Source organism: Modestobacter sp. SSW1-42 (assembly GCF_046635825.1).
Classification (GTDB): Bacteria; Actinomycetota; Actinomycetes; order Mycobacteriales; family Geodermatophilaceae; genus Modestobacter.
Window position 1 is genome coordinate 211,473 of the sequence record NZ_JBISCA010000003.1, and the last position, 17,635, is coordinate 229,107.

The following is a 17,635-nucleotide window of genomic DNA, read 5'->3' on the forward strand; positions in this document are numbered from 1 at the left end:
TTCCACTGAGAGGAAAGACGACGTGTCCGGTGGTGCTGCGGCGACGGGGCGGTCGGTGACCTCCCGCGCCCTCGGTGTGCTCGACGCCTTCGACGCCGGTCACCACCGGCTGACCCTCTCGGAGGTCGCGGCACGCTCGGGCACCCCGCTGACCACCGCCCACCGGCTGCTGGCCGAGCTGGTCGCCTGGGGAGCGCTGGCCCGCCGGGACGACGGCCGCTACGAGATCGGCCGCAAGCTGTGGGACCTCGGCCTGCTCGCGCCGGTGCAGCTGGAGCTGCGCCAGGTCGCCGCCCCGTTCCTGCTCGACGTGCACACGGCCACCCGTGACACCGTGCACCTGGCGGTCCGCGAGGGCACCAAGGCCCTCTACGTCGAGCGCATCTCCGGCCGGGAGTCGGTGCCGATCGTCAGCCAGGTGGGCAGCCGGCTGCCGCTGCACGCCACCGCGGTGGGCAAGGTGCTGCTGGCCTCGGCGCCCGACGACGTCGTCGAGCAGGTGCTGCGTGCGCCCACCCGCGAGACCCGGCACACCGTGGTCGACCCCCGGCGGCTGGTCCGCGACCTGTCCGAGGTCCGCCGCGAGGGCTGGGCGCGCACGTGCGAGGAGATGTCGCTGGGCGCGGCCTCGGTCGCCGTCCCGGTCACCGTCGAGCGCGCGGCCGGACCCGTGGTGGTGGCCGCGCTCGGCATCGTCGTGGCCGCCCACCGCCGCGACGTCGCCCGGCTCGCACCGGTGCTCCAGGTGGCCGCCCGGGGCATCGGCCGGGCGCTGGGCGGCGCCGAGTAGTTCCGCTGACCTCTTCCGTCCAGCGGGAGGAGGGGCTGGGTGGGCTCCCACCACGGCGGCACACTCCGGGGATGCGCACCCAGGTGGGGATCATCGGCGCCGGCCCGGCCGGCCTCCTGCTGTCCCGGCTCCTGCAGTTGCAGGGGATCGACACGGTGGTGCTGGAGAACCGGTCCCGCGACTACGTCGAGGCCCGCATCCGCGCCGGCATCCTCGAGGAGCACACCGTGTTGACCCTCGTCGACGCCGGCGTGGGGGAGCGACTGCAGCGCGAGGGGCTCCCGCACGACGGGGTGTACCTGCAGTACCCCGGCGTCCGGCACCACCTGGACTTCCCGTCGCTGTGCGGCCGCCGGGTGTGGGCGTACGGGCAGACCGAGGTCACCAAGGACCTCATCGCCGCGCAGTTGGACGACGGCCCGCCGCTGCTGTTCGGCGTCAGCGACGTCGTCCCCGAGGACGTCGACGGTGACGCCCCGCGGATCCGGTTCACCGACGCCGAGGGCCGTCCGCAGGTGCTGGAGTGCGACGCGGTCGCCGGCACCGACGGGTTCCACGGTGTCTCCCGCCCGGTCGTCACCGCGGGCACCGGCGGTCGGCTGTGGGAGCGCACCTACCCCTACGCCTGGCTCGGCGTGCTGGCCGACGTCGCCCCCTCGACCGACGAGCTGGTCTACGCCTGGCACCCCGACGGTTTCGCGCTGCTGTCGATGCGCTCGCCGTCGGTGTCCCGGCTCTACCTGCAGGTCGATCCCGGCGAGCGGATCGAGGAGTGGTCCGACGACCGCATCTGGACCGCACTCGCCACCCGGTCGGCGCTGGAGGGGTGGGAGCTGGAGACCGGCCCGATCACCGAGAAGTCGGTGCTGCCGATGCGCTCGTTCGTCTCCGCGCCGATGCGCCGCGGTCGGCTCTTCCTCGCCGGGGACGCCGCGCACATCGTGCCCCCGACCGGGGCCAAGGGCCTCAACCTGGCCGTCGCCGACGTCACCCTGCTGGCCACCGCGCTCACCCGGCTGCTGGCCGAGGGGCGCACCGACCTGGTCGACACCTACTCCGACCGGGCGCTGGCCCGGGTCTGGCGGTGCACCCACTTCTCCTGGTGGATGACCTCGATGCTGCACCGCGCCGGCGACGACTTCGACGCCGAGCTCCAACTGGCCCAGCTGCGCCGGGTCTGCAGCTCCGAGGCCGCCGCCCGCGAGCTGGCGGAGAACTACACCGGCCTGCCGGTCGGCTGACCGCCGGGCGCTCGGCCTTCCGCTGGGCGGAACGACCTGCTTGGCGCGGCGGTCGGGCGCTGACACGGTGACCCGATGGACGACGTCGTCATCTGCGCACCGCTGCGCACCCCCGTCGGCCGGATGGGCGGGGTCTTCGCGGGCCTGTCGGCCAACCAGCTCGCCGCCACCGCGATCCGCGCCCTGGCCGAGCGCACCGGGCTGGGCGAGGGTGAGGTCGACGACGTGGTGCTGGGCCACTGCAACCCCAGCGGGGAGAACCCCGCGATCGGCCGGATCGCCGCCCTGGACGCCGGGCTCGGGGTGCAGGTGCCCGGTCTGCAGCTCGACCGGCGGTGCGGCTCGGGCCTGCAGGCGGTGCTGTACGCGGCGATGACCGTCGCCTCGGGCGCGGCGACCACCGTGGTGGCCGGCGGCGTGGAGTCGATGAGCTCGGTGGAGCACTACGCCCTGGGCCTGCGCACCGGGGTGCGTGGTGACGGCGTGATGCTGCACGACCGGCTCGCCCGCGCCCGGGAGACCGCCGGCGGCGTCGACCACCCGGTGCCCGGCGGGATGCTGGAGACCGCGGAGAACGTGCGCCGCGAGCACGACATCGACCGGCTGGCGCAGGACGCCTGGGCGCTGCGCTCGCAGCAGGCCGCCGGCGCCGCCATCCGCGAGGGCCGGTTCGCCGACGAGATCGTCGGGGTCGAGGTGCCGGGCACGCGGAAGGCGCCGGCGCACCTGGTCACCACCGACGAGCACCCCCGCCCGGACACCACGATGGCCGACCTCGCCAGGCTGCGCCCGGTCGTGGCCGCGGTCGACCCGGCCGCCACGGTCACCGCCGGCAACGCCTCGGGGCAGAACGACGGGGCCGCGGTCTGCCTGGTCACCACCCGCGCCGAGGCCGACCGCCGCGGCTGGGACCCCTTCCTGCGCATCGCCGGCTGGGCGGTGGCCGGCGTGCCGCCGGAGACGATGGGCGTGGGGCCCGTACCCGCGACGGCCGCGGTGCTGGCGCGCACCGGGCTGTCGTTCGCCGACCTGGACCTGATCGAGCTCAACGAGGCCTTCGCCAGCCAGGTGCTGGCCTGCCTGGACCTGTGGGGGCTGGGCGCCGGCGACCGGGAGCGGGTCAACGTCAACGGCTCGGGCATCTCCCTCGGCCACCCGGTGGGGGCCACCGGCGCGCGCATCCTGGCCACCCTGGCCCACGAGCTGCGCCGCCGCGAGGGCCGGTACGCGCTGGAGACGATGTGCATCGGCGGCGGGCAGGGGCTCGCCGCCGTCTTCGAGCGCGTCGTCTGACCGCACCGCAGAGACACCTGCCCGCCGTCCGGCGGGGGGAGACAGCAGTCGATCGGGAGATGGAATGGACAAGGTCGTCCCCAGCGCCGCCGAGGCGGTGGCCGACATCGCCGACGGGGCCACGCTGGCCGTCGGCGGGTTCGGGTTGTGCGGGGTGCCGTTCGCGCTGATCGACGCGCTGCTGGCCCAGGGCGCGACCGGGCTGACCACGATCAGCAACAACTGCGGGGTCGACGACCAGGCGCTGGGCGTGCTGCTCTACGCCGGCCGGATCTCGAAGACGATCAGCTCCTTCGTCGGCGGCAACAAGGAGCTCGCCCGGCTCTACCTGTCCGGGCAGCTGGAGGTCGAGCTCACCCCGCAGGGCTCGCTGGCCGAGCGGCTGCGCGCCGGCGGCACCGGCATCCCGGCCTTCTACACGCCCACCGGGGTCGGCACGCTGGTCGCCGAGGGCGGCATCCCGGTGCGCTACGACGCCGACGGGAACGTGGTGGCCACCAGCGCGCCGAAGGAGGTGCGCCGGTTCGGTGACACCGACTACGTGCTGGAGACCGCCCTGACCGCCGACTTCGGGCTGGTCCGCGCCGCGGTGGGCGACCGGCACGGCAACCTGGTCTTCGAGGCCTCGGCCCGCAACTTCAACCCGCTGGCCGCGATGGCCGGGCGGGTGACGATCGCCGAGGTCGAGGAGCTGGTCGAGCCCGGCGAGATCCCGCCCGGCTCGGTGCACCTGCCCGGCGTGTACGTCCAGCGCGTCGTGGTCGTCGAGCCCGGGGCGGCGAAGCCGATCGAGAAGCACACCACCCGCCCGCGGACGGCGCCGGGCACCCCGGCGGCGGCCGGCGACGAGACCACGGAGGCCTGAGATGGCACTGTCCCGCGACCAGCTCGCCGCCCGCGTCGCCGCCGACCTGCGCGACGGCCAGTACGTCAACCTCGGGATCGGGATGCCCACGCTGGTGCCCGGCCACGTCCCGGCCGGCGTGCACGTGGTCCTGCACAGCGAGAACGGGGTGCTCGGGGTCGGCCCCTACCCGTTCGAGGGCGAGGAGGACGCCGACCTGATCAACGCCGGCAAGGAGACGATCACCGTCCTGCCCGGCGCCAGCTACTTCGACTCCGCGGCCTCGTTCGGCATGATCCGCGGCCACGTCATCGACGTCGCCGTCCTGGGCGCGATGCAGGTCAGCGTCCGCGGCGACCTGGCCAACTGGCTCATCCCCGGCAAGATGGTCAACGGCATGGGCGGGGCCATGGACCTCGTGCACGGCGCCCGCGAGGTGGTCGTGATGATGGAGCACACCGCCCGCGACGGGTCGCCGAAGATCGTCGAGGAGTGCTCGCTGCCGCTCACCGGCCGGGCCTGCGTCGACCGCGTCGTCACCGACCTGGCCGTCGTCGACGTCACCCCCGAGGGCCTGGTGCTGCGCGAGGTCGCCCCCGGCGTCACGGCCGCCGACGTCGTGGCCGCCACCGGCGCCCCGCTGCACGTGCCCGACGACGTCCCGACGATGCGGGTCCCGCTCGCCCGCTGACCCCTCGGCCGGGGTCAGCGGGCCGGCAGCTCCCGCAGCCCGAGCAGCCGGTCCAGCACCCGGAACCGGTAGGCCGCCCCGAGCGCGAGGAACCAGACGACGAGCACCGGCAGCACGATCGCGTAGACCGGTGGCGCGGCGCCGGTCAGCCCCAGGTACCCGGAGGTGACCGGGGTGACCAGCGCCGCGACCAGGGCGACCACCAGCCCGGTGACGAGCAGCCCGGTGCGCCGGTCGGTGACCGGGGTGAAGACGGTGAACACCCGGGCCGGCGGCACCAGGAACAGCACCAGCAGCACCGAGGCCAGCGACACGAAGGTGTTCAGCCCGGTCTGCGCGCCGATCGTGGCGGCCGCTTGGGCGAAGTCGGCGTCGGTGCCGTAGGTCAGGCCGGTGTAGCTCTCGAACTCGGTGACGATGAAGCCCGGTGCACGTCCGGTGCTGAAGACCCCCGACACGGTCGTGTACAGGAACGCGTAGACGGCGACGCCGCCGCCGGCGGTGAGCAGGGCGGCCGGGACGACGAAGCGGCCCAGGGTGCCGAGCACGTGCGGGTCGGGGGGCGCCGGCCGCGCCCAGGCGGTGAGCACCAGCGTGGGCAGCCCCACGGTGAACAACGTCAGCCCGCCCTGCGCGGGGGAGTAGGGGAAACCCAGGCCGAGCATCGTCACCGCGACGATCACCAGGGCCTGGGTGGCGACCCGGGCCAGGAAGAGCTGGGCGGAGGTCGTGATCCCGGCGATCAGCCGCCGCCCCAGCCGCCGGGCGGGCACCAGGGCCGCCAGCGAGTCCCCGGTGAGCACGATGTCGGCGACGTCGCGGGTCACCGCGCTCCCGCTGGCCATGGCCACCCCGACCTGGGCGGCCTTGAGCGCGCGGGCGTCGTTGACGCCGTCGCCGACCATCGCCACGTAGCGGCCCTGCCGCCGCAGCGCGGCCACCACCCGTTCCTTCTGCTCCGGCGCCACCCGGCCGAACACCGAGCCCGCCGCGACGACGGCGTCCAGCTCGGCGTCGGTGAGCGCGGGGAAGCCCCCGGCGTGCACCGGGGTGGCGTCGCGGAGCCCGGCGCGGGCGGCCAGGGCGGCGACGGTGCCCGGGTCGTCGCCGGAGAGCACCTTGACCGCGATGCCCTCCTCGGCGAAGCGGGCCAGGGTGGCGGGCACGTCGGGCCGGAGCTCGTCGGCCAGCGCCACCAGGGCCAGCCCCTCCAGGTCCGGCAGCAGCGGCCGGCCGGCGGCGTCCCGCAGCGGTGCGGCGGGCCCGGCGGCGCGGGCGGACACTAGCACCCGCAGGCCCTGCGCCGTCCGGGCGGCGACCTCCTCGGTGGGGACCGGGGTGCGCAGGGCCGGGGCCAGCGCCTCCGGTGCGCCCAGCACCCAGGTGGCACCCGCCGTGCGCACCGCGCTCCACCGCAGCGCGGAGCTGAACGGCACCTCCTCGACCACCGGGACCGGCTCGCCGGGCAGCGCGGCGGCCAGCGCGGCGCTGGTCAGGTTGGGCGCGCCGGTGCTGTGCGCCATCGCGGCCAGCGCCGCGGTGACGGAAGCGGTGTCCTGCCCGCCGAGGGGCACCAGCTCGGCCAGGCCGAGCCGACCGGTGGTCAGCGTCCCGGTCTTGTCGGTGCAGACGACGTCGACGTTGCTCACCGACTCGACCGCGTTGACCCGCTGCACGAGCGCGCCCTGCCGGGAGGCGGTGACCGCCCCGGCGGTGTAGGCCAGCGCGATCAGGAAGAACAGCCCGTAGGGCACCAGCCCGGACAGCACCGCGGTCGTCTGCACGACCCGCACCAGCGACAGCCCCTCCAGCGCCGCCTGGGCCAGGATCGCCCCGCTCATCAGCACCACCAGCAGCATCGTCAGCCGGACGACGAAGGCGATCCGCCGCTGCAGCGGCGTCGCGTCGGTGGTGGCCCGGCGGGCCTCGGCGGTGAGCCGCTGGGCGTGGCTGTCGGCGCCCACGTCCCGGGCCAGCTGCAGGGCCGCCCCACCGACCGCCACGCTGCCGGACAGCAGGTCCTCGCCCGGGGCGCGCAGCTGGGGGTCGGACTCACCGGTCAGCAGCGACTCGTCCACCTCGACCTGCCCGGTCAGCACCGGGCCGTCGACGACCAGCTGGTCGCCGGGCCGGACCCGGACGACGTCGCCGCGCACGACCTCCTCGGGGCGCACCCCGGTGTCCGCGCCGTCGCGGACGACGACCACGGTGCCCCGGGCCAGCAGCTGCAGCCGGTCCAGCTGCCGCTTGGCGCGGACCTCCTGCACGGCGCTGATCGCCGCGTTGAGCATCCCGATGCCGACGCTGATCAGCGCGTCACCCGGCCTGCCCAGCGCCAGCAGCGCGACGCCCAGGGAGAACAGGATGGAGTTGTAGAGGTTCAGCACGTTGGTGCGCACGATCCGCGCGTACGTCCGGGACGACGCGCTCACCGCGTCGTTGCCCTCGCCCCGGCGGCGGCGGGCGGCCGCCTCTCCGGAGGTCAACCCGAGGGTCGACGGGGGCGCGGCCGTGAGGCTGGGGGTCACCGGCCCAGGATGACGCCCCGACCGGCCGATCCCGTGGTGGACGTGGCGGACGGCCCCACCCGGACGGGGTGGGCACCGGCGCTGCCCCGCGCCGTTGCGGAGAACAGGTGAAGTGCGGTTCACTGGTCTCGTCGTGGAGGGGAGTACCCCACGCCACCTCGTCGTCAGCACGGCCCTCGTGGCCCGGCGGGGTGGGGTCCCGGGCAGGGGGCAGGGGAGACCTCCGGTCGCAACCTGACCGGGAGGTGCCCTGTGAACGTCCCCCTCTGGACCTGGCTGGCCGTGCTGGCGGTCATCCTCGTCATGCTCGCCGTCGACCTGTTCGCCCACCGCCGCGCGCACGTGATCGGCGTGCGCGAGGCCGCCGCCTGGTCGGCCGTCTGGGTCGCGCTCGGCGTCGGCTTCGGCGCCCTCGTCTGGTGGCAGGCCGGCGCGGACTTCGGCCAGCAGTACTTCGCCGGCTACCTGATCGAGAAGTCCCTCGCCGTCGACAACGTGTTCGTCTGGGCGATCGTGCTGACGTACTTCGCCGTCCCGCGGGAGTACCAGCACCGGGTGCTGTTCCTCGGCGTCGTCGGCGCCCTGGTCTTCCGCGGGGTCTTCATCGCCGCCGGGTCGGTGCTCATCGCCAGCTTCAGCTGGGTGCTGTACGTCTTCGCCGCGGTCCTGCTGGTCACCGGCGTGAAGATGATCCGGGCCCGCGACGAGCACCTGGACCCCGAGCGGTCCCGGGCGCTGCGGGTGTTCCGCCGGTTCGTGCCGATGACCGACGCCTACCACGGCCAGCGCCTCGTCGTCCGGGTCGCCGGCCGGCTGGTCGCCACCCCGCTGCTGGCGGCGCTGGTGGTCATCGAGGTCACCGACGTCGTGTTCGCCGTCGACTCGATCCCGGCGATCTTCGCCGTCACCGACGAGCCGTTCCTGGTGTTCACCGCCAACGCCTTCGCCGTCCTGGGGCTGCGGGCGATGTACTTCCTGCTCGCCGACCTGGTGCACCGGTTCGTGTACCTCAAGACCGGCCTGGCGCTGGTGCTGGTCTGGGTGGGGATGAAGATGCTGCTGAAGGTCGACCTGTTCTACGTGCCGACGACGATCTCGCTGGCCGTGATCGCCACGATCATCGGCGTCTCGGTGGGCCTGAGCCTGCGGGCCACCCGGGGCCAGGGCCGGACCCCGGTGACCGTGGCCGGCGCGGCACCCTTCCGGGTCGCCACCGCGGAGGAGACCGCCGCGCTGGAGCCGGTCCGGCGGCGTCGCCGGGAGCGGACGGAGGTGCAGGTGCGGTGAGCGCCGGCCGGCCGTGGACCTTCCTGACCAACCACGCACACGTCCTGCTCGCCGTGGCCGGGACGCCGGACGCCCGGGTCGTCGAGATCGCCGAGGTCGTGGGCATCTCGACCCGGTCGGCGCTGTCGATCCTGCGGGACCTGGAGGACGCCGGGTACGTGGCGCGGTCGAAGGAGGGCCGGCGCACCCACTACGTCGTGCAGCCGCACCGGCCCTTCCGGCACCCGGCCGCGTCGGCGCACGAGGTGGACGAGCTGCTGGAGGTCTTCCGGCGGCCGGCCGGCACCGGTCGACGCGGGCTCAGTCGGCGGGGGTGACCAGGCGCGGGTCGAGGTCGGCCAGGGAGGGCACGCCGGCCAGCGCCATTACGTGCCGCAGGTCCTCGGTCAGCGCCGTCAGCACCTCGGCGACCGCGGCCGCGCCGCCGCTGGCCAGCGCCCAGAGCACCGGGCGGCCCACGAGCACCGCCCGGGCGCCGAGCGCCAGCGCGGTCAGCACGTCGAGCCCGGAGCGCAGGCCGCCGTCGACCAGCACCGGCACGCGGTCGCCGACGGCCGCCACCACCTCGGGCAGGGCGAGTGCTGTGGGCACGGCCCGGTCCAGCTGCCGGCCGCCGTGGTTGGACACCACCACCCCCGCCGCACCGGCCGCCACGCAGCGCAGCGCCTCGTCACCCCGCAGCACGCCCTTGACCAGGACGGGCAGCCCGGACGCCGCGGCCAGCCGGCCGATGGTGGCGACGGTGGCCGCCGGGTCCTGCTCGGCCGCCGCCCGGGCCGCGGCGCGGTCGGGGAGGTGCTGGCCCAGGTTGACCAGGAAGTCCGCGTCCGGCACCTCCAGGCGGGTGCCGGCGACCCGCTCCTTGCGCCCCACGTACGGGGTGTCGGCGGTGAGCACGACCGCGGTGGCGCCGGCGTCGGCCGCCCGCCGGGCGAGGGCGTCGGTGAGGTCCGGGTCGCGCATCGCGTACGCCTGGAACCACCACGGGGACGTCGCCGTCCGGCCGACGTCCTCCAGGCGCCGGGACGCGCGGGTGGACACGACGGTCAGTGCGCCGGCAGCGCCGGCACCGGTGACCGTCGCGCACTCGCCGTCCGGGGACGCCAGGCCGTGCAGGGCGGTGGGTGCCACCGCCACGGGCGTGGCCAGGCGCACACCGAGCAGGTCGGTGGCCACGTGGACGGCGGAGACGTCGGTCAGCACCCGCGGCCGCAGCCGGTACCGCCCCCAGGCCGCCGACGCCTCACCGGCGGTCGTCTCGTCCCCAGCGCCGGCGGCGTAGTAGTCGACGACGGCGGCGGGCAGCTCACGGGCGGCGGTCAGCTCGTGTTGCCGCAGCACCCGGCGGGCAGAGCCGCTCATCCGCGACGGGCCGCGCGCCGCCGCGGGACCGGGGAGGTCACGCCCGCTGCCGGTCGAACGCCTTGCCCCCGGGGTAGCTGACCAGCTCGAACTGCGCACCCCAGGGGGAGAGGAAGTACACCCAGCGCTGCCCCTCGCTCGGGCCGCGGCTGGCGGTCGGCTCGCCGAGCACGGTCAGCCCCAGCGCCCGCAGGTGGGCGACCGCGGCGTCCAGGTCGTCGACGTAGAGCGCGATGTGGTGCCCGCCGACGTCGCTGTTGCGCGGAGGAGCGGTCACCTGGTCGCGGGCCTCGTAGCGGAACACCTCGAAGACGGCCTGGCCCCCCAGCCGGTAGAAGCGCAGCTCGCGCATGACGGTGTCGTCGGCGACGGCCAGGTGCTCGCTCATCCAGGAGCTTTCGTCCTGGAACGGGCCCAGGGCGTACAGGAACTCGCATCCCAGGACGCCGGTGAAGAAGGCGTGCGCCTGCTCCAGGTCCGGGACGGTCACCCCGACGTGGTCCAGGCGGGTGAGCCCGGGGACGGGGCCCGGTCCCGTCGTCTGCTCGTCCGGCACGAGAGGGCTCCCTCGGTCGGGACTGCGCGTCGTGCAGCCCAGGTGAACGACAGCTTAGCCACCGGTGGCCCACGTCACCGGACACTTGTTGCGGCGGTCACAGGTCTGTACAGTCGCACTGAACAGCGACGTCGCGTCGGGTCCGCTCCGACCCGGCCACCAGCGCTCGATGGGAGCCCGCCCGTGACCACCCGCCAGGCACTGATGCCTGCCACCCCGTGGACGCAACTGTCGGTCGACGAGTCCGACTGGGACGCCGCCGACCCCCAGCTCCTGCTGACCATGCTGGCCCAGGGACTGTGGATCCGGGTCTTCGAGGAGCAGGTGCTGCAACTGGCCGCCGAGGGCCTCGTGCACGGGCCGGCCCACTCCAGCATCGGCCAGGAGGGTGGCGCGGTCGGCTCGATCGTGGGGCTGCGCAGCGACGACTACGTCAACGGCTCGCACCGCGGCCACCACCAGTTCCTGGCCAAGGCCTTCACCCACGTGATGCCCGCCGGTCACCAGGGCCTGCCCGCGCTGGACGACGAGGTGCGCACGGTCCTGCGGCGCACGCTGGCCGAGATCTGCGGGCTGGCCGAGGGCTACTGCCGCGGCCGCGGCGGGTCGATGCACCTGCAGTGGCGCGAGGCCGGCGCGATGGGCACCAACGCCATCGTCGGCGGCGGGGTGCCGCAGGCCCTGGGCTTCGCCCACTCCCAGCGCTTCGCCGGCACCGACGCGGTGTCGGTCACCTACTTCGGCGACGGCGCGATCAACATCGGTTCGGTGCTCGAGTCGCTCAACCTCGCCGCGGCGTGGAAGCTGCCGGTCTGCTTCTTCGTGGAGAACAACAGCTACGCCGTCTCCACCCCGGTCGCCCGGGCCACCGCCGAGACCCGGCTGTCGGCGCGCGGGCTGGGGGTGGCGATCCCGAGCTGGCGGGTCGACGGCATGGACCCCCTGGCCGTGCACACCGCGATGGCCGAGGCCGTGGCGCACATGCGCGGGGGTGGCGGGCCCACCCTCGTCGAGGTCGACGTCTACCGCTACTTCCACCAGAACGGCCCCTACCCGGGCAGCGCCTTCGGGTACCGCAGCAAGGACGAGGAGACCTCCTGGCGCGGCCGGGACCCGATCGACCTGCTGCGCGCCCACGCCATCCGCCGCGGCCTGGTCGACCAGGTCCAGCTGGACGCCGCGCACCAGGAGGTCAGCGACGAGCTGGCCGCGATCGTCGCCGACCTGACCGAGCCGGTGCCCGACGGCAAGCCCGGGCAGAAGCGGATCAGGGCCGATCGCTGGCCCGACCCCGGCTTCGTCGACGTCGGCATCCGCGGCGACCTCAGCGAGCTCGAGGGCAGCCGGTACGCCGAGCCCGAGACGTTCCAGGGCGAGCTGGCCGAGCGGAAGTTCATCGACGTGGTCAGCGAGGTCATGGCCCGCCGGATGGAGACCGACGAGCGGGTCGTCGTCCTCGGCGAGGACGTCGACGGGCTCAAGGGCGGCACCAACGGGGCCACCCGCAAGCCGCTGGAGCAGTTCCCCGAGCGGGTGCTCGGGACGCCGATCAGCGAGAACGCCTTCGCCGGCATGGCCGGCGGGATGGCGCTGGACGGCCGGGTCCGCCCGGTCGTGGAGTTCATGTACGCCGACTTCATGTGGGTGGCGGCCGACCAGGTGTTCAACCAGATCGCCAAGGCCCGGCACATGTTCGGCGGGGAGAGCGCGGTGCCCCTGGTGCTGCGCAGCAAGCTCGCCGCCGGGACCGGCTACGGCTCGCAGCACTCGATGGACCCGGCCGGGGTGCTCACCACCGCGCCCGGCCTGCGGGTGGTCGCCCCGTCCAACCCCTTCGACTACGTCGGGCTGATGAACACCGCGCTGGCCTGCGACGACCCGGTCGTGGTGCTCGAGCACGTCGACCTCTACGTCTCCACCGGCACCGGCCCGGTCGAGGACCTGGACTACCGGATCCCGGTCGGCAAGGCCGCGCTGCGCAGCACCGGGGACGACGTGACGGTGATCAGCTACCTGTCGATGGTCACCCACTGCCTCGAGGCGCTCGAGCAGGTGCCCGAGCTGTCCGCGGACCTCATCGACCTGCGCTGGCTGGACCGCGCCAGCCTCGACTGGGACACGATCGAGGCCAGCGTCCGCAAGACCAACCGGGTGCTGATCGTCGAGCAGGGCGCGGTGGGCACGTCCTACGGCGGCTGGCTGGCCGACGAGCTCCAGCGCCGGCTCTTCGACTGGCTGGACGCCCCGATCGAGCGCGTCACCGGCGCGGTCGCCTCGCCCAGCATCAGCAAGGTGCTCGAGCGGGCCGCGATCGCCCGCACCGAGGAGGTCGTCACGGCCTTCCGCGCGCTCGTCCGCGACTGACCGCTGCCGGCAGCACGGCTGCCGGCACCTGACCGTCCTGCACCGTTTTGCCCTGCACCGTCGAGGAGGACAGTGGTGGCATCGTTGTTCCGCGTGCCCGAGGTCGCCGCCGGCGCGACCGAGGCGACGTTGTCGGAGTGGGTGGTGGCCGAGGACCAGGCCGTCACCGCCGACCAGACGATCGTCGTGATCGAGACCGACAAGGCCACCGTGGAGGTGGAGGCCGGCCAGGACGGCGTGCTGCTGCGCCAGCTCGCCCGCGGCGGTGAGACCGTGCAGGTCGGCGCCCCGATGGCGCTGTTCGGCACCGAGTCCGAGCGGGGGGCCGACGTCGACGCGCTCCTGGCGGGACTGGGCGTGCTGTCCGGGGACGGCCCCGCGACCCCCGCGGTGCCGGCACCGGCGGCGATGGGGAGCGTGCACGCCGCACCCGAGCCCGAGACCGCCGCCGAGCCGGAGGTGGCGGAGGAGCAGGCCGCCCCGGCGCACGCCCGGTCGGGCAGCCCCGCCCCGGCGGCCGGGCCGGCCCCCACCGGGGGACGGGTGTTCGCCTCCCCGCTGGCCCGGCGGATCCTGGCCGAGGCGGGCATCCCGCTGCACGGGGTGACCGGCAGCGGACCCGGCGGCCGCATCGTCCGCAAGGACGCCGAGCTCGCCGTCGCGTCCGGCCGCACGGCCCCGGCCGACGAGCCCGCCGTGGCCGCGCCTCCGCCTGCCGCGGCGCCCGTGCCCGCCGCGGGGACCCGCCGTCCGGCCCCGGCCGCGGGCTGGCACGACGAGCCGCACAGCCGGGTGCGCCGCGCCATCGCCAGCCGGCTGACCACCAGCAAGCAGACGGTGCCGCACTTCTACGTCAAGCGCACCGCCCGCCTGGACGCGCTGCTGGACCTGCGGCGCCAGCTCAACGAGGTCTCCGCCACCCGGATCTCGGTCAACGACCTGGTGCTGCGGGCGGTGGCGGTGACCCACACCCAGGTGCCGGAGGCCAACGCCGTCTGGACCGAGGACGCCGTCCGGGTCTTCGACTCCGTCGACGTCGCGGTCGCCATCGCCTCGCAGCGGGGTCTGGTCACCCCGGTGCTGCGCGACGTCGACCGCACCGCGCCCAGCGCGGTGGCGGCCACCGTGCGCGACTTCGTCGCCCGGGCCGACGCCGGCACGCTGGCCCAGCGCGACCTGGAGGGCGGGTCGATCGCGGTCACCAACCTCGGCATGTACGGCGTCGAGGAGTTCGCCGCGATCATCAACCCCCCGCAGTCGGCGATCCTCGCCGTCGGTGCGGCGGCCCCGACCGCGGTCGTCGACGACGGCGTGCTGGCCGTCGCGACCGTCGGCGCGTTCGTGCTGTCGGTCGACCACCGGGTCGTCGACGGCGCGCTGGCCGCCCGGTGGATGGCGCAGCTGGTGCGCAACCTCGAGCAGCCGCTCCGGCTGCTGGCCTGAGGGGGCGACGGTGACGACGACGGTCGCCTTCCTCGGACTGGGCCGGATGGGGACGGCGATGGCCGGGCACCTGGCCGCGGCCGGGCACCCGCTCACGGTCTGGAACCGCTCACCGGCAGCCGCGGAGGCCTTCGCCGCCGCGCACGGCGCCCGCAGCGCGCCCACCCCGGCGGCCGCGGTCGCGGGGGCGCAGGTGGTCGTCACCATGCTCGCCGACGACCGGGCGCTGCTGGAGACCTACCGTCGCGAGGACGGGGTGCTGGCCGGCCTCGAGCCGGGGGCGCTGGCGATCGACATGAGCACCGTCTCGCCCTCCACCGTGCAGCAGGTGCACGACTGGGTGCGCGAGCGGGAGGGGTCCTTCGTCGACGCGCCGGTCTCGGGCAGCGTGGCCAGCGCGCAGGCCGCGGGGCTCACGATCATGGCCGCCGGCCCCGCGGCCGACGTGGACCGCGCCCGCGAGGTGCTCGACGTGCTCGGCGCCCGGGTGCTCCACCTGGGGCCCACCGGGGCGGGCGCGGCGATGAAGCTGTCGGTGAACACGATCGTGCACAGCCTCAACCAGGCCGTGTCCGAGGCGCTGGTGCTGGCCGAGCGGGCCGGGATCGCCCGCGAGCGCGCCTACGAGGTGTTCGCGAACAGCGCCGTCGCCGCGCCGTTCGTGCAGTACCGCCGGGCCGCCTACGAGCGGCCCGGCGAGGTGCCGGTGACCTTCGCGCTCGAGCTCGCCGCCAAGGACCTCCGGCTGGCACTGGAGCTGGCCGGCCGGGTCGGGGCGCCCCTCCCGCAGACCACCACCAACCTCGCCGTCCTGGACGCCGCCGTCGCCGCGGGCCTGGGGCAGGACGACGAGTCGGCCGTCGCGGTGCACCTGCGCACCGCCACCCCGCCCACCCGCTGACCGACCCACACAGGAGCCCCCGTGCCGATCGCCACGACCAACCCCGCCACCGGAGACGTCGAGCAGGTCTTCGAGCCGCACCCGCCGGCGGAGGTGGAGCAGCGGCTGCAGCGGGCCGCCGACGCCGTCGAGGCGCTGCGCGCGACCACCTCGGAGCAGCGGGGCGCGTGGCTGCGGGCCGCCGCCGACCTGCTCGAGGGCGACCTGGACGAGGTCGCGGCGATGATGACCCGGGAGATGGGCAAGCCCGTCGCGCAGTCGCTGGCCGAGACCCGCAAGTGCGCCGCCGGCATGCGCTTCTACGCCGACCACGCCGCGCAGTTCCTCGCCGACGAGCCGCTGGCCGACCCCTCGGTGGTCGGCGCCTCGCGGGCGTGGGCGCAGTACGAGCCACTGGGCGTGGTGCTGGCGGTGATGCCGTGGAACTACCCGCTGTGGCAGGTCGTCCGCTTCGCCGCCCCGGCGCTGATGGCCGGCAACGCGGGCCTGCTCAAGCACGCCTCCAACGTGCCGCAGACCGCCCTCTACCTCGACGCGCTGTTCGAGCGGGCCGGCTTCCCGCGCGGTGCCTTCTCCACCCTGCTCATCGGGGCGGCCGGCGTCGACGCCGTCATCGCCGACCGGCGGGTGGCCGCGGTGACCCTCACCGGCTCCGAGCCGGCCGGCCGGGCCGTGGGCGCCACCGCCGGCCACCACCTGAAGAAGGTCGTGCTCGAGCTGGGCGGCGCCGACCCGTTCATCGTCCTGCCCTCGGCCGACGTGACGCGGGCGGCCGAGGTGGCCACCCGGGCGCGCACCATCAACAACGGCCAGTCCTGCATCGCGGCCAAGCGCTTCATCGTCCACACCGACGTCTACGACGCCTTCGTCGCCCGCTTCGTCGACACCATGGCCGCCCTCGTCGTCGGCGACCCCCAGGACGCTGCGACCGAGCTCGGCCCGCTGGCCACCCCGGGCGGGCGCTCCGACGTCGCCGAGCTGGTCGACGACGCCCTGGCGCACGGGGCGACGGCGCTGACCGGAGGGACGACCCCCGAGGGGCCGGGGTTCTGGTACCCGGCCACCGTGCTGGCCGGCATCACCGAGGAGATGCGCATCCACCGGGAGGAGGCGTTCGGCCCGGTCGCCACGGTCTACCGCGTGCGGGACGTCGAGGAGGCCGTGCGGCTGGCCAACGACAGCAGCTTCGGGCTGAGCTCCAGCGTCTGGACCAGCGACGAGGCCGAGCAGGCCGAGCTGGTGCGGCGCCTGGCGGCCGGGGCGGTGTTCGTCAACGGGATGACCGTCTCGCACCCCGAGCTGCCCTTCGGTGGGATCAAGGACTCCGGCCACGGGCGCGAGCTGGCCGCCGTCGGCATCCGCGAGTTCTGCAACCTCAAGACGGTCTGGCGCGCCTGACCAGGGCCGGTGCCCGGCGGGCAGCGGCGACGCCCTGCCCGCCCGGCAGCGGGGAGGTACGTTCACAGCGACGTACCGGGAGGTACCGACACGTGCGTCGACAGGTGGAGCGGAGGACCGTGTGAGCCGACCCGCCCCACGCACCGAGTCCCCGGACGACGAGGAGCCGGTCGCGGCCGGGTCCGACCGGCCCGGCGCACCGCTCGGTCGGGGGATGCCCGTCGAGCACGCGCTGGCCACACTGTCGACCATGGACAAGCTGGGTCCGCGTCTGAAGGAACTGCGCCAGGCCGCGGGGCTGAGCCTGCGCGAGCTGGCCCGGCAGGCCGAGGTCTCGCCGTCGCTGGTGTCGCAGATCGAGAACGGCAAGTCCCGGCCCTCGGTGTCGACGCTGTACACCTTCGCCCGGCTGCTCGACGTCCGGGTCGACGAGCTCTTCGACGCCGAGGCCGACCAGGTCACCCCGGCCGCCCCGGCCGCCGGCACCCTGGCCGTGGCCTCCGCCGAGCCCCCGCGGCCGGTCGCGGCGCGGCACCCGCTGGACAACCCGGCGAACGCCTGGAGCCCGTCGGAGTACGCCACCCGCATCTCCGTGGTGCACCCCTCGCACCGGGCGCACATCCGGATGGCCGAGGGCGTCGACTGGGAGCGGCTGGCCGCCACCCCCGAGCGGGACGTCAACTTCATGAAGATCAGCTACGCCCCGGGGGCCGCCGCCACGCCCGACGGCTCACTGATGATCCACGAGGGCTTCGAGTACGGGTACGTCATCTCCGGGGTGCTCGAGGTGACCATCGGCGACGAGGTCTTCGTGCTGCGCGAGGGCGAGTCGCTGGGCTTCGACTCCGCGATCCCGCACCTGCTGCGGAACGTGGGCACGGTGCCCTTCCACGGCATCTGGTTCGTGCACGGCAACTGCCACTGACCCGGCACCGGC

15 protein-coding genes are annotated in these 17,635 nt (G+C 74.9%); 12 read left to right on the forward strand and 3 right to left on the reverse strand.

Annotated elements, in window-relative coordinates:
* Positions 1 to 55 precede the first annotated feature (55 nt).
* The 5 genes from ACGBYP_RS11260 to ACGBYP_RS11280 all read left to right on the forward strand — a co-directional run bounded on the left by ACGBYP_RS11260 (position 56) and on the right by ACGBYP_RS11280 (position 4,859).
* Complete coding sequence (locus ACGBYP_RS11260) at positions 56 to 790, forward strand: IclR family transcriptional regulator (RefSeq protein ID WP_411584048.1); 735 nt, start codon at positions 56 to 58, stop codon at positions 788 to 790.
* Positions 791 to 861: 71 nt separating this feature from the next.
* Positions 862 to 2,031, forward strand: a complete 1,170-nt coding sequence (locus tag ACGBYP_RS11265) for a 4-hydroxybenzoate 3-monooxygenase (RefSeq protein ID WP_411584050.1) — start codon at positions 862 to 864, stop codon at positions 2,029 to 2,031.
* 75 nt (positions 2,032 to 2,106) lie between these two features.
* Positions 2,107 to 3,324 carry an acetyl-CoA C-acetyltransferase gene (locus tag ACGBYP_RS11270; RefSeq protein ID WP_411584052.1) on the forward strand — a complete coding sequence of 406 codons (1,218 nt, stop codon included), beginning with the start codon at positions 2,107 to 2,109 and terminating at the stop codon, positions 3,322 to 3,324.
* Positions 3,325 to 3,388: 64 nt separating this feature from the next.
* A complete protein-coding gene (locus ACGBYP_RS11275) occupies positions 3,389 to 4,189 on the forward strand; it encodes a CoA transferase subunit A (RefSeq protein ID WP_411584054.1) in 801 nt (266 codons plus the stop codon).
* Position 4,190: 1 nt separating this feature from the next.
* Positions 4,191 to 4,859 (forward strand): CoA transferase subunit B, encoded by a 669-nt coding sequence (locus ACGBYP_RS11280; protein WP_411584056.1) that lies wholly within the window; start codon positions 4,191 to 4,193, stop codon positions 4,857 to 4,859.
* 14 nt (positions 4,860 to 4,873) lie between these two features.
* On the opposite strand, the gene ACGBYP_RS11285 is transcribed toward ACGBYP_RS11280, so the two are convergent.
* Entirely contained in the window at positions 4,874 to 7,387 is a 2,514-nt protein-coding gene (locus tag ACGBYP_RS11285) for an HAD-IC family P-type ATPase (RefSeq protein ID WP_411584058.1), read from the reverse strand.
* 252 nt (positions 7,388 to 7,639) lie between these two features.
* Here ACGBYP_RS11285 and ACGBYP_RS11290 point away from each other — a divergent pair, with 252 nt between their 5' ends.
* Both ACGBYP_RS11290 and ACGBYP_RS11295 read left to right on the forward strand, forming a co-directional pair.
* Positions 7,640 to 8,674 carry a TerC family protein gene (locus ACGBYP_RS11290; protein ID WP_411584059.1) on the forward strand — a complete coding sequence of 345 codons (1,035 nt, stop codon included), beginning with the start codon at positions 7,640 to 7,642 and terminating at the stop codon, positions 8,672 to 8,674.
* Positions 8,671 to 8,991, forward strand: coding sequence for a helix-turn-helix transcriptional regulator (locus tag ACGBYP_RS11295; protein WP_411584061.1), 321 nt, complete (start codon positions 8,671 to 8,673; stop codon positions 8,989 to 8,991). Before ACGBYP_RS11290 ends, ACGBYP_RS11295 begins: the two co-directional genes overlap by 4 nt.
* Here the strand turns inward: ACGBYP_RS11295 and ACGBYP_RS11300 are convergent.
* A complete protein-coding gene (locus ACGBYP_RS11300; RefSeq protein WP_411584063.1) occupies positions 8,975 to 10,036 on the reverse strand; it encodes an alpha-hydroxy acid oxidase in 1,062 nt (353 codons plus the stop codon). The genes ACGBYP_RS11295 and ACGBYP_RS11300 overlap by 17 nt on opposite strands.
* A gap of 37 nt (positions 10,037 to 10,073) precedes the next feature.
* Entirely contained in the window at positions 10,074 to 10,592 is a 519-nt protein-coding gene (locus ACGBYP_RS11305; protein WP_411584064.1) for a VOC family protein, read from the reverse strand.
* Positions 10,593 to 10,775: 183 nt separating this feature from the next.
* Here ACGBYP_RS11305 and ACGBYP_RS11310 point away from each other — a divergent pair, with 183 nt between their 5' ends.
* The 5 genes from ACGBYP_RS11310 (at position 10,776) to ACGBYP_RS11330 (ending at position 17,623) form a co-directional block, all read left to right on the forward strand.
* Positions 10,776 to 12,956, forward strand: a complete 2,181-nt coding sequence (locus tag ACGBYP_RS11310; protein WP_411584066.1) for a thiamine pyrophosphate-dependent enzyme — start codon at positions 10,776 to 10,778, stop codon at positions 12,954 to 12,956.
* A 75-nt stretch (positions 12,957 to 13,031) separates the two neighbouring features.
* Positions 13,032 to 14,399: a dihydrolipoamide acetyltransferase family protein gene (locus ACGBYP_RS11315; protein WP_411584068.1), complete on the forward strand. Its 1,368-nt coding sequence runs from the start codon at positions 13,032 to 13,034 to the stop codon at positions 14,397 to 14,399.
* A gap of 10 nt (positions 14,400 to 14,409) precedes the next feature.
* Positions 14,410 to 15,300: an NAD(P)-dependent oxidoreductase gene (locus ACGBYP_RS11320; RefSeq protein WP_411584070.1), complete on the forward strand. Its 891-nt coding sequence runs from the start codon at positions 14,410 to 14,412 to the stop codon at positions 15,298 to 15,300.
* A 21-nt stretch (positions 15,301 to 15,321) separates the two neighbouring features.
* Positions 15,322 to 16,698: an NADP-dependent succinic semialdehyde dehydrogenase gene (locus tag ACGBYP_RS11325; RefSeq protein ID WP_411584072.1), complete on the forward strand. Its 1,377-nt coding sequence runs from the start codon at positions 15,322 to 15,324 to the stop codon at positions 16,696 to 16,698.
* Positions 16,699 to 16,819: 121 nt separating this feature from the next.
* Positions 16,820 to 17,623, forward strand: coding sequence for a helix-turn-helix domain-containing protein (locus ACGBYP_RS11330; RefSeq protein WP_411584074.1), 804 nt, complete (start codon positions 16,820 to 16,822; stop codon positions 17,621 to 17,623).
* Positions 17,624 to 17,635 lie beyond the last annotated feature (12 nt).